Below are 12,434 nucleotides of genomic sequence, written 5' to 3'. Positions count from 1 at the left end.
GGTGCAGTGATGGCGCGGAAGGTTCAGGGCTAATCAATGGCGCCCAAGCCGTGTTGGCTCGTCGCAAGCATCCACAGTGCCGAGCGCCTGCAGGATTTCGCACGGGTTTGTGCTGTCGGTGGCGGCGCAACGGCTCCTGAGGTCTCTGAGCTGCGTCTCCAGTACTGACAGGTTTGCTATACGGTCGACGATGTGCCCGATGTGCTTGTCGAGCAGCGCGTTGACGCCCTCGCAGTTTTTTCCCGGGGCCTCGCGAAAATCGAGCAGCGTCCGGATCTCATCGAGTGTCATGTCCAAGGCGCGGCAATGCCGGATGAACAGCAAGCGCTCAGCGTGAAGCTCATTATAGGCTCGATAGTTGTTCGCGGACCGCTCAGGCGGGGCGAGCAATCCAATGCGCTCATAGTAGCGGATGGTTTCAACCAAGCAGCCTGAGCGGTCTGCCAATTCGCCAATTTTCAAGAGAAATCCCCGTACGTTAAGTTAGTGCTTGACCCCGTACCCGCTACAGGGTGTTTAATGCAGACTATACACAGTTCTCAAGGAGTCGTCATGTCGGAATGCCAGACCAAATCATGTTGCGAGAAGTCCGCAGTGATCGAAACCGCGGGTACTTCGCCTGCGGCACTGGACCGGTCCCTTATCATTCGCATCGACCAGATGGACTGCCCGACAGAAGAGGGACTGCTGCGACAAGCGCTCGGGCGCGTCGCAGGCGTCGGAAGGCTCGAGTTCAATCTTGTCCAGCGCCGTTTGCGGGTGGAACACAGCCTCGGCGATCCACAGGCGATCCTTGCAGCAGTACGGGCGGTCGGCATGGACCCGGTGGTTGAACAAACCGATGAGCAGAGCGGGTCAGCAGCCGGCACTGTTTTCCGAATCGAGAACATGGATTGCCCAACCGAAGAGGCGCTCATCCGTAATAAGCTGTCCGGCCTGCCGCAGGTTGAACAGCTCGACTTCAATCTCGTCCAGCGTCGTTTGGTCGTCAGGCATAGTGGGCCAGCAGCGGCGATCCAGGATGCACTGACGTCCATCGGTATGCAGGCGGTGCTCGTTGCGGCTGGACAAGGACGAGCCGAGGCGGTGCCACCCGCCTCCCGAAAGCGGCAGTATGCAGTCCTTGCACTGGGCTTGGTCGCAGCAGTCGGTGCCGAAGTCGTCGCATGGACGACGGGCGATGAAAACTGGTGGCCGGTCATCCTGCTATCGCTGCTTGCGATCGTGACGACGGGCCTGGGAGTATACAAGAAAGGCTGGATCGCACTCAAGAACCGCAACCTTAATATCAATGCCCTGATGTCGATCGCGGTGACTGGCGCGGTATTGATCGGGCAGTGGCCGGAAGCGGCAATGGTCATGGTCCTTTTCGCGCTTGCCGAGATGATCGAGGCCCGCTCGCTCGACCGTGCGAGAAACGCCATCCAGGGCCTGATGGCACTGACACCCGAGCGGGTCAGCGTACGTCTTGGCGACGGTAGCTGGAGTGAACAGGACGCTACCACGGTCGCGATCGGCGCCCTGGCCCGTGTCGCGCCCGGCGAGCGGATCGCCCTGGATGGGGAAGTGAGCACTGGCCAGTCTTCCGTCAACCAGGCGCCGATCACGGGCGAGAGCATGCCGGTACCAAAGACGGTCGGCGACAAGGTGTTTGCGGGCACGATCAATGAAACCGGCTCGTTCGAATACCGCGTCACCGCCGGCCACAGCAACTCGACCCTGTCGCGCATCATCCGCGCGGTCGAGGACGCACAGGGCAGCCGCGCGCCCACGCAGCGCTTTGTCGACCGCTTCTCCAGCATCTATACGCCTATCGTGTTCGCCATCGCGCTCGCCGTCGCCCTGGTGCCGCCGCTCATGCTGGGCGCCGAATGGATGCCATGGATTTACAAGGCACTCGTCCTGCTGGTGATCGCCTGCCCCTGCGCCCTGGTGATCTCGACCCCGGTCACCGTCGTCAGCGGCCTGGCGGCAGCAGCGCGGGCCGGCATCCTCATCAAAGGCGGTGTCTACCTGGAGCAGGGCGGCAAACTGCGCTCGCTGGCACTGGACAAGACCGGCACGATCACCCAAGGCAAACCCGAGGTGACGGACGTGTTGCCCCTGCAAGGCGATGCACAAACTCATCTGCAACTCGCGGCCGCTCTCGCGGACCGCTCCGACCATCCGGTATCAACCGCGGTGAGCCGCTACTGGCAAAACTCGGGCCTGGACCTGCCCCTCGCTTCCGTGACCGAGTTCGAGGCCCTGACCGGACGTGGCACGAAAGGGCGGATCGACGGGAAGTGGTACTACCTCGGCAATCACCGCCTGGTCGAGGAGCTCGGCATCTGCAGCACCGCGACGGAAAGCGTCTTGTCGAAACTGGAGGGTGAAGGCAAGACCGCGGTTGTCCTCTGCGATGAGACGTCGCCACTGCTGGTGATCGGGGTGGCCGATACCATTCGTGAAACCAGTCGCGAAGCGCTGGCCCAGCTTCACCAGTTGGGAATCCGGACGGTCATGCTCACCGGTGACAATGCGGTGACGGCCACGGCGATCGCACGGCAGGTGGGCATCGATGACGCCCGCGGGAACATGCTGCCCGAGGATAAGCTCTCTGCCATCAATGATGAGGTGGCGCGATTCGGCACCGTCGGCATGGTAGGGGATGGCATCAACGATGCCCCTGCGCTGGCCAAGGCCGATATCGGGTTCGCAATGGGCGCAGCGGGCACCGACACCGCCATTGAAACAGCCGACGTTGCGCTGATGGATGACGACCTGCGCAAGATCCCGCAGTTCATCCGCTTGAGCAGGCAGGCTGCCGCCATCCTGAAGCAGAACATAGTCGCAGCCCTGTCGATCAAGGCGGTGTTCCTGGTGCTTGCGATTGCAGGGTCGGCTACCTTATGGATGGCCGTGTTCGCGGACATGGGGGCGAGCCTGCTCGTGGTTTTCAATGGGCTGCGACTGCTCAAGAGCCAGGAGAAACGTGGCCACGCATAGTGGGGGCGTATGCCGGCTCACGTGGCAAGGATGCTCAGCGGCCGCCTCGCAAGCCGTAGTGGCCGGTCATTCGGCCATTGCCCCGACCTTAAGGTTCTACGGCATAGTTCGCTGGTTGCAGGGCACGCTCCACCAGTTCGATCAGGATGTGGATCACCTTGATGTGGAGTTCCTGCACCCGGTCGGCATAGCGTCCAGCACTCGTGCAGATGCACACGTCGGCAGCATGCGCAAGCTGCGACCCGGGTCGCCCGGTCAGACCGATCACCTTCATTCCTTTTGAACGGGCGGCTTGCGCAGCGAGGACCACGGACTGGCTGCTGCCGCTCGTGCTGATCGCAAACAGGACGTCACCGGCGACGCCGTTGCCCTCGACGAAGCGAGCGAACACTTGTTCGTAACCATAGTCGTTGGCCACGCAGCTGATGTAGCTCGGATCGCTGATGGCTACCGCCGCCATGGCAGGGCGATCCTCACGGAATCTCCCTGACAGCTCTTCCGCCAGGTGCATCGCATCGCACATCGAGCCGCCGTTGCCGCACGAGATAATGCGGCGTCCGCTTTGCAACGCAGCGATGAGCAGGGTCGCGCCGGTCTGGATATTGCCCAGCTGGGCATCGTCACTGATGAGGCGGTCAAGTGCATCCCGCGCTTCGACGAGATTGTTCCTGATATGGTCGATCATCGTTTTTCTTCCTCATGTTCATCGTGGCCGGCATGGTCGGCATGGTCGTGGGCTACAGCTGGATCGAAGCTGTGTTCGTCGGAGGCCTGTTCGCACGGCGTCGTCTCGATCTGGATGGTGCTGTGGTGGATATCGTACTTGCTCGCGACGAGCCGGCGGATATCCAGCAGCAGGGCCTGCGGGTTTGTGACCTCCTCTCGCTGTACCACGTGGGCTGTCAAACTGGCTTTTCCGCTTGTGATGGACCATACATGCAGATCATGCACGCTGGCCACGCCGGGGACGCGTGCGATGGCATCCTTCACCTCGGCGAGTCCGATGCCTTCGGGTACGCCTTCGAGCAGCACGTTCATGCTCGCCTTGAGCAGCGTCCAAGTGCGCGGCAGGACCCACAAGCCGATGGCAACGGCGATCGCAGAATCGACCCAGCTCCAGCCGATGTAGCGTATGACGAGAGCGCCAATGATGACGCCGACCGAGCCCAGCATGTCGCTCCATACTTCGAGGTAGGCACCCTTGACGTTCAGGCTGCTGTCCTTGCCGCTCGATAGCAGCCGCATGCTGATGAGGTTGATGACCAGGCCGAAGGAGGCGACCAGCAGCATCGTCCCGGACTGGATTTCCGGTGGGTTGTTCAGGCGCTGGTAGGCTTCGTACAGGATGTAGATCGCTACCAGGAACAGGAGTATGGCGTTGAAAGCGGCCGCCAGGATCTCGAAGCGGTAGTAGCCGAACGTGCGTTCGCTGTCGGCCGGCCGCTTCCCGATGCGGATAGCGGCAAGCGAGATCGCCAGCGCCGCGGTGTCGGTAAACATGTGCGCCGCATCTGAAATCAGCGCAAGGCTGTTGGTGAGAATACCACCGATGATTTCGGCGACAAGAAAAGCCGTCGTGAGGATGAGTGCTATCCAGAGCGGGCGTTCGTTCTGTCCCGGTTGCGCAGCATGAGAATGTCCTGAACCCATCGTGTTCCCCCTTGCATTGTGATTGTCTGCTTGCCTGCCTTATCCTACTTTTGCTTGGTTTTGTCCTTTGCACGCTTTCGGGACTTTGGTCCCGAAGGCTTGTTCCGGTCCCTGTACTTCAGCCAGCCTAGGAACACCATAATCATCCCGGCCAATGCCAAGCCGATAATGCCAAATACCTCAAAGAGATTTTCGTGCAGTGGCTCTGGTGGCTGCTGTGGCAGTCTCATGTCATCTCCTTTCGTGGTTATTCATCTGGTTCGGAAAACAATCTGTCAGTCCCGCGTCTCCCGCAGATTGATCACGGTGCGCACACAAAGCACCAGTACGGCGGCAAGTCCCGCAACCGCGTCCAACCTTCCTGCATTGACACCCAGATCGCAAAAAGCGACACCGAGCACGAGTGCGATCGGTGCAGCTGACAGAAGCGCATCGGCTTTGTCATCGCTGTCGCCGGCCTCAACTGGCCTGTACGCCAAGCCGATCGTCGTCGCGCTTGCAAGCGCTCCAGGTAGGGCAAAACCTGCCATGGCCATCACATCGAGTGACGATGCGTGAACGATGCGATGCGTACCCATCGCTATTACGATCAAGCCCAACACCAGGCAGCACAGGCAGAGAACGATTTGGACCACTGAGTACGCTACTTCAATGCCAGGCCGGGCCTGCTCTGTCCGCCGTTCAATGAATAACAACCGGAACAAGATTGTTGCCGCATGATGCGAGGCGGCCGCCACCAAGGTGACGCTTTCGACAATGATCGCTCCCGCTGCGCAACTCGCCAAAGCTGCTCCGTGCGCAGCGAGATCCAGCCTCACAAGCCCTTGCCTGCTCCGAGAGCGTCCTGCATTGTATCGATGCATACTGTCCTCCTCAGTTCGGTTGGGGCCGCAAAAAGTTCCTGCGGCCCATACGCTCACTGGACGACCACTTTCGCGGGCTGCACCGGTACTTCATCGCTGTCATTACGATGCGCAAGCCGGTAGAGCAGAGGAAGGACCAGCAGCGTCAACGCGGTCGAGGAAAGAATCCCACCGATGACAACGGTTGCCAGCGGCCGCTGTACCTCGGCGCCGGTGCCGGTCGCGATCGCCATCGGCACGAAGCCCAGCGATGCGACGAGCGCGGTCATGAGGACTGGCCGCAGCCGCGTCAGTGCACCATGCCTGATCGCCTGGTCCAGTCCCATGCCTTCTTCACGCAAGGTCCGAATGTAGGAGAGCATCACCAGGCCGTTCAGGACGGCTACGCCCGACAGTGCGATGAACCCCACTGCTGCGGAAATCGACAGCGGAATCCCCCGCAGTGCCAAGGCGACCACGCCGCCAGTCAGGGCGAATGGAATGCCCGTGAATACCAGCAGCCCGTCCTTCACGTTATTGAACATCGCGAACAGCAGCGTGAACACGATGAACAAAGCCAGCGGCACGACGATCTGCAGGCGCTGGGTCGCTGACTCCAGCTGCTGGAAGGTGCCGCCCCAGCTGGTCCAGTAACCCGCCGGGACCTTGACCTTGGCTGCGATGGCCGCCTGCGCTTCAGGAACGAAGGTACCGATATCGCGGCCGCGCACGTTCGCACTCACGACGATGCGCCGCTTGCCGTTCTCCCGGCTGATCTGGTTCGGCCCTGGCGTGAAGTTCAGGGTGGCGACTTCGGCGAGGGGAATGTAGGCCATTGCACCACCCTGCTTGGCTGGCAGGGGAATCGGCAGCTGCCGCAATGCGTCGAGATCGGTACGCATCGCTTCGGGCAGGCGGACCACGATATCGAAACGGCGGTCGCCCTCGAACATGGTGCCGGCTTCGCGCCCGCCGGTGGCAATTGCCAGCGCTTCCTGCACGTCACCGATGTTCAGGCCGTACCGCGCCGTTTTTTCACGGTCGATGTCCACCGTGAGCATCGGCAGGCCGCCAGTTTGTTCCACCTTGACCTCGGCCGCACCCGGTACCCGTTGCAGGACCTCGGCAATTTCTTTACCGGTTGTTTCCAGCACGGCCATGTCGTCACCGAAGACCTTCACGGCGACGTCGCTGCGTACACCCGAGATGAGCTCGTTGAAGCGAAGCTGGATCGGCTGGGACAGTTCGTACGCATTGCCGGCATACTTCTCCGCTTCTTCCTCGATCGCCTCGACCAGCTCGGCGCGGGTCTTCTTCGGCGCGGGCCACGTAGACTCGGGCTTGAGCATGATGTAACCGTCCGAGATGTTGGGCGGCATCGGGTCCGAGGCAATCTCGGCGGTACCCGTGCGGGCGAACACGCGATCGATCTCCGGGAACTTCGCCTTCAGGCCGGCCTCGAGCTTCTGCTGCATCTCCACCGACTGGCTCAGGCTGGTTGCAGGGATGCGAATCGCCTGCAGCGCGAGATCGCCTTCATTCAGGTTGGGGATGAATTCGCTTCCCAGCCGTGTAGCCAGCAGTCCCGACAGGAGCACCAGCACGACGGCGCTCGTGATCACCAGGGCGCCGTTACGCAAGACCTTTTCGAGGGCCGGGGCGTAGACGCGCTTCGCCGAGACCATGATGCGGTTTTCCTTTTCCGTGACGCGCTTGCCGATGAACAGGGCGACGGCGGCGGGAATGAAGGTGATCGACAGGATCATCGCTCCAAGCAGCGCGGCGACGACGGCGAAGGCCATCGGATGGAACATCTTGCCTTCGACGCCTGAAAGGGCAAAGATCGGCAGGTACACCACCATGATGATGAGCTGGCCGAACAGGAGAGGGCGGCGCGCTTCTTTCGCGGCCGCGAACACCTCGTGGAAGCGTTCGGCAAGGGTCAATTGGCGCCGGTGATGTTCCTGCGCGTGCGCCAGGCGCCGTACGCAGTTCTCGACGATCACGACGGCACCGTCGATAATGATGCCGAAGTCGAGCGCACCCAGACTCATCAGGTTCGCGCTGACCCGGTAAGTCACCATCCCGGTAAAGGTGAACAGCATCGCGAGCGGAATGACCAACGCGGTAATGATCGCAGCACGGATATTGCCGAGGAATAGGAAGAGGATTGCGATCACGAGGACGGCGCCCTCGAGCAGGTTCTTCTTGACCGTATTGATCGCCTTGTCCACCAGTGTCGTGCGGTCGTACACGGGAATCGCCACAACGCCTTTCGGCAGCGAACGGTTCACCTCGACCATCTTGCTCGCCACCGCCTGGGAAACGGCGCGGCTGTTCTCGCCGATCAGCATGAAGACCGTGCCCAGAACGACTTCCCGCCCGTTCTCCGTTGCCGCGCCGGTACGCAGCTCGCGCCCGACGTCGACCGATGCAACGTCGCGTACCCGGACGGGGACACCGTCGACGTTGCTGAGAATGGTGTTGCGGATGTCGTCCAGTGTGCGAACCTGCCCGGGCGCCCGCACGAGGAACTGCTCACCGCGGCGCTCGATGTATCCCATGCCGACGTTATTGTTGTTGCGGTCGATCGCGTTGACGACGTCGGACAGCGACAGTCTGTAGGAGCTGAGTTTCGCGGGGTCGGGGGCAATCAGGTACTCCTTGGCAAAACCGCCAATCGAATTGATCTCGGTAACCCCGGGCACCTGGCGCAGCTGCGGCTTGATGATCCAGTCCTGGATTTCGCGCAGGTCGGTGGGCGTATATGGTGTGCCGTCGGCTTTTTTCGCGCCCGGTTCGCTTTCCACCGTCCACAGGTAGATCTCGCCAAGGCCCGTCGAGATCGGGCCCATCATCGGGGTCACGCCGGCAGGCAGGTTTTCCCGTGCTTCCTGGATTCGCTGGTTGACGAGCTGGCGTGCGAAATAGATGTCGGTGCCATCCTTGAAGATGACGGTCACCTGTGATAGGCCGTAGCGCGAAAGCGAACGGGTCTGTTCGAGGCCGGGCAGGCCGGACATCACGGTCTCGATGGGAAAGGTAACGCGCTGCTCGACTTCGAGCGGCGAATAGCCGGCCGCCGAGGTGTTGATCTGCACCTGGACGTTGGTGATGTCGGGCACCGCGTCGATCGGCAGCTTCTGATAGTTGTAGATCCCTACGGCCGCCATCGCAATGACGGCGAGCATGACCAGCCATCGGTGTTCGATGGCAAAGCGGATGATGCGCTCAAACATGTCTGGATCCCCGTTCAATGTTCATGTTCGGCGCTGCCCTTGCCTTGCTCGGCCTTCACGACAAAGCTGCCGGTCGTGACATAGGGCGAGCCAGCCGGGAGGCCGGTGAGGATCTCGGTCAGCTTCCCGTCGCTCACGCCGGTCGTCACTGGACGGGCTTCGAAGCCTTTCGCATTCTTCATGAACACGACGGTCTTGCCTTCAAGAGTCTGAATGGCGTCGGATGCGACGGCGACGGAGGCGTCTTTTTGTCCGCTGACGACCGAAACATTGACGAACAGGCCGGGGCGCCATGCCAGTCCGGGATTGTCGATCACGACGCGAGCACTCGCGCTTCGGGTCTCCTCGCCGAGCAGGTTGCCGACGTAGCTGACCTTTCCCGTGACCGACGGGCCGCCGGCCGCCGACCTGACCGTGACCGGCTGACCGACCCGGACGGCGGCTAGGTCTTTCGGCGTGACCGCGATGTTGACCCACACGGTCGACAGATCCGAGACGAGGAAGACGTTGGCATCCTCTTTCACTGCTTCACCTTGCGCCAGGTGCTTTTCCACGACAACGCCGGTAAACGGAGCGCGAAGGACAAAGCGATTCACCGAGCCTGCCGATACGTCGGCACCGAGTGCGGTCAGTTTCGCGCGGGCGGCCTGGGATTCGATCTGGGCTTCGCGGTACGCCTGTTGGGCCTGGAGGTAATCCTGCTCGGCAGAGATTTTTTGTTCCCAAAGCTTCCTTTCGCGCTCGTGCGTGATGCGCGCGAGCTCAAGTCTCTTCCCGGCGGAAAGCGCGGCGCTGCGCAGGTCCGCCAGTTCGGCGCTGGCGATGACCGCCAGGGACTGGCCTTTCTTGACGTCCTGGCCAAGCGAGGCGGCCACCGATTCGACGACGCCGGCGACCCGCGGCACGACGTGTGCTGTGCGGTCTTCATTGAAGCGCACTTCGCCCGGAAGGACGAGTTCGGTGCGAATTGCCGCCGACCCGGCCGTTGCCGTCGCGATGCCGGCGGCCTTGATTTGCTCCGGGCTCATTTCGATGACGCCGGGCTCTTCGGCATGTCCTTCTTCCTTCTCGTCGCCGTGTTCGGTCTTTACCTCGGCGGTTTCCTCGGCGTGCTCGCCGCCCTCCTGGGCCGGCGTGCTGCCGCCTTTCCAGAAAACGATCAGCAGGGCCAGTATGATGCCGACCGCGATCACAGCCGCGATGGAAAGCGCTGATTTTTTGTCGATAGTGAACTTCATGGAGTCATCCTGTTGTTATTGGTGGCGCCGGCGCCGCTATCGGCAAAACGGCCGAGCTCCGCGCTAAAGCGGTAGCTGTCGTAGACGGCCTGGACGTATTGCGCGCGGCTTTGCAGCAGGGTGCGCTGGGCATCGAGGACATCCAGGAAGTTGAACTTGCCGGCCTCGAACCCGATGACCGCGGCATCGAAGACACGCTGCGCTTCCGGAAGGATTTCCTGGCGCATGGTTCGCACCTGCTCCCTGGCGAGTTGCGCCCGTTGGTAGGTACTGGACAAGGCCTGATCAAGCCGCAGGCGCTGCGCATCGCTTTCGGCGCGTGCCTTGTCGGCCCGGGCAAGGGAGGCCTGCAGATTCCCCTGGTTACGGTTGAACAGCGGAAGTGGGACCGACACACCGAGCACAGTCTGCGAGCGCCCCATCTCCTCATCCTTCTGGCGGCCGACGACGAGGGTGATATCGGGCATGCGCTGTGCACGGTCGACCGAGACCTGGGCCTCTTCGCGTTCAACTTGCAGGCGTGCGCGTTGCAGCTGCGGTGAGCCGGCCAGGCGTGTGCGCAAGACATCGAGGGAAGGGATGGCCCCGAGGTCGTCCGCCGGCTCGATCAGGGCGAGATTTCCTGGCTGGGCCTGGCCCCAGTACGCCGCCAGCAAACCGTGCGCGATGCGCAGTTCACCATCGGCCTGGGACAGGTCGAGGCGGGCAGTTGACTCGGCCACGGTGGCGCGCGAGAGCTCAACCGGGGATACGCGTCCGGCGGCAACCCGTTTCTCGGCCGCAGATCTGGCCTTCGAAGCAATGTCCAGCGAGGTTTGCGCAAGCTTCACGCGTTCCTGGGCGCCCAGCGCATTGAAATATGCTGCAATGACGTCGGCGCGCAAGTCGGCCCTGGCCACACTTGAGGCAGCGAGCGCAAGCCGGCTCTCACGCTCGGCCAATTCAATGCGGGCGCGCCGCTTGCCGCCAAGCTCGACCAGTTGGCTGAGCTCAAATGTGCGAGTGCGGGTGCCGCGCTGTGTTCCCTCGGTCATGTAGGAAATCGAGGGGTTGGGTAGCAATCCGGCCTGGCGACGCTCCGCGCTGGCAATGACGACGTCCAGGGCGCTGGTCCGAAGAGTTGGATTGACGGCGAAGGCCATGTCGACCGCTTTTTCGAGCGTCAACGGCGTATCGACGGGCTGTGCGATTGTGCCCGAGCCTGACTGATTGCTTTGTGGACCGCCAGCGAGCTGGGCGGCCGCAGGGAGCGCCCATGCCAATAGCACGAGCGACCCAACAAGAATACGTTTGGGGTGCATGAATAAACTCCGAAAACAATAGGCGAAGAATATTCAGCGGCGATCCGCATCAGGCGCGTTGTGCCAACGCCCCTGGAAGAAGATGAACTTGATTAGCTATGAACCGCCGCCGAATCAGACGACGGCAGCCCATTGAGGCCGCTCTGGCGGGGCCACATCGATGGAGGAGAGATGATGCAGGGGAGAGAACGGTGCAAGGCGCAGCGGCTCGGACACGGCCACTACGACCGGCAGCTCTTCGATCGTCAGGGGCGTGTGAGCACAGGAAGTACAGTGCGAATGCAGGGTTCCTGCTTTCGATTTGGATGGCTGGTCTAGCGAACTGAAAGTCTCTTGAGCAGGATCGTCGTGCGACGCATGATGCCCAAGGTGCTGCGCAGCGCGGCCAGTTTCGTGCTCGCAATACTCCGCCACGACGCTCCAGCTAAGCTGCAGCATCATGATTGTTAGCAAAGCATAAATAAACCGGCGAGTCATGGGAAAAGTATAGCACGGCCTCTTGGATGGGACTGCACCGTCCTCTTCCTTCAGTCCTGCCGTCTTTGTCGGATCTTGGACGCCGTGCCTGTTTCCTCTTCAGTACCGTCCATCGGCGCCTCAATGTCGATCGCAATATGTTCGAAAGCTTTGTCGCGAATGAGTGTTTTCACGTGCGACTTGATCGACATGACATTGTCGGGTATAGCTTCGGGCGAGACGACGACATGGGTTGTTAAGCATTAGGCTGTGCCAGAACGAGCGGGGCAATACCAGTTAACGTCATGCATTCAGTATCAAATTTTCTTGAACCACTGTTTGAGGAGACTGGTTAGAATTCGATTTCTTTCGCGTGGTTTACGGATAACGTGGTATCTCTACTGTTAAATCCGTACCGGCAACGATGGCTTGACACGAAAGTCGGTATCTCTGTTCGGCTTTGTTGCATAAATCAATTGAGCGCGTAGTACCCCAAACCCCAGACGGATTTACGGCATGGTCACCGCTACGGTCGTGGGCGTGCCCAAGCGCGTGAAGCGATTGAGGATGGCGGCACGGACCTGCAACTCGGCGACCTGACGGTCGAAGTCGCGCGCCATGACGCGTTCACCAAGCAGCTTGAAGCAACGCATTTTGGTCTCGACAAGGCTGCGCCGGTGATACCCGCTCCACTTTTTCCAGATCTTCCGGCCAAGCCGG

General features: G+C 61.3%; 11 protein-coding genes and 1 pseudogene. 1 reads left to right on the top strand and 11 read right to left on the bottom strand.

The features are described from left to right. Positions 1–33 precede the first annotated feature (33 nt). Positions 34–462 carry a Cd(II)/Pb(II)-responsive transcriptional regulator gene (gene cadR, locus YWC_RS0115865; RefSeq protein WP_027866265.1) on the bottom strand — a complete coding sequence of 143 codons (429 nt, stop codon included), beginning with the start codon at positions 460–462 and terminating at the stop codon, positions 34–36. Between the two features lie 90 nt (positions 463–552). On the opposite strand from cadR, the gene YWC_RS29615 reads away from it, so the two are divergent. Beyond that, complete coding sequence (locus YWC_RS29615; protein ID WP_036214626.1) at positions 553–2,988, top strand: heavy metal translocating P-type ATPase; 2,436 nt, start codon at positions 553–555, stop codon at positions 2,986–2,988. A gap of 88 nt (positions 2,989–3,076) precedes the next feature. Here the strand turns inward: YWC_RS29615 and YWC_RS0115855 are convergent, their stop codons facing one another. The 10 genes and pseudogenes from YWC_RS0115855 to YWC_RS0115815 form a co-directional block, all read right to left on the bottom strand. After that, positions 3,077–3,673: an SIS domain-containing protein gene (locus tag YWC_RS0115855; RefSeq protein ID WP_027866264.1), complete on the bottom strand. Its 597-nt coding sequence runs from the start codon at positions 3,671–3,673 to the stop codon at positions 3,077–3,079. After that, positions 3,670–4,638: a cation diffusion facilitator family transporter gene (locus tag YWC_RS29610; protein WP_051306499.1), complete on the bottom strand. Its 969-nt coding sequence runs from the start codon at positions 4,636–4,638 to the stop codon at positions 3,670–3,672. The genes YWC_RS0115855 and YWC_RS29610 overlap by 4 nt, the downstream gene beginning before the upstream one ends. 44 nt (positions 4,639–4,682) lie before the next feature. Continuing rightward, the gene (locus YWC_RS0115845; RefSeq protein WP_027866263.1) at positions 4,683–4,868 is read right to left on the bottom strand and encodes a hypothetical protein; all 186 of its coding nucleotides are present in this window, start codon (positions 4,866–4,868) and stop codon (positions 4,683–4,685) included. Between the two features lie 45 nt (positions 4,869–4,913). Continuing rightward, on the bottom strand, positions 4,914–5,456 hold the full coding sequence (locus YWC_RS0115840) for a hypothetical protein (protein WP_027866262.1): 543 nt from the start codon (positions 5,454–5,456) through the stop codon (positions 4,914–4,916). Positions 5,457–5,554: 98 nt separating this feature from the next. Then, entirely contained in the window at positions 5,555–8,719 is a 3,165-nt protein-coding gene (locus tag YWC_RS0115835; protein WP_027866261.1) for a CusA/CzcA family heavy metal efflux RND transporter, read from the bottom strand. 14 nt (positions 8,720–8,733) lie between these two features. Next, positions 8,734–9,957: an efflux RND transporter periplasmic adaptor subunit gene (locus tag YWC_RS0115830; RefSeq protein ID WP_027866260.1), complete on the bottom strand. Its 1,224-nt coding sequence runs from the start codon at positions 9,955–9,957 to the stop codon at positions 8,734–8,736. Continuing rightward, positions 9,954–11,258 (bottom strand): TolC family protein, encoded by a 1,305-nt coding sequence (locus YWC_RS0115825; protein ID WP_027866259.1) that lies wholly within the window; start codon positions 11,256–11,258, stop codon positions 9,954–9,956. The genes YWC_RS0115830 and YWC_RS0115825 overlap by 4 nt, the downstream gene beginning before the upstream one ends. Before the next feature lie 114 nt (positions 11,259–11,372). Beyond that, positions 11,373–11,699 (bottom strand): cobalt-zinc-cadmium resistance protein, encoded by a 327-nt coding sequence (locus tag YWC_RS32850; protein ID WP_156923708.1) that lies wholly within the window; start codon positions 11,697–11,699, stop codon positions 11,373–11,375. Between the two features lie 86 nt (positions 11,700–11,785). Continuing rightward, the gene (locus YWC_RS32845) at positions 11,786–11,926 is read right to left on the bottom strand and encodes a hypothetical protein (protein WP_156923706.1); all 141 of its coding nucleotides are present in this window, start codon (positions 11,924–11,926) and stop codon (positions 11,786–11,788) included. Between the two features lie 297 nt (positions 11,927–12,223). After that, a pseudogene (locus YWC_RS0115815) lies at positions 12,224–12,434 on the bottom strand (IS5/IS1182 family transposase); the annotation flags it as partial.

Origin of the sequence: Massilia alkalitolerans DSM 17462, from assembly GCF_000427785.1 — a bacterium.
GTDB classification, from domain to species: Bacteria; Pseudomonadota; Gammaproteobacteria; order Burkholderiales; family Burkholderiaceae_D; genus Telluria; species Telluria alkalitolerans.
Note: the sequence above shows the minus strand (reverse complement) of the source record. Positions and strands in the feature narration are given on the sequence as shown.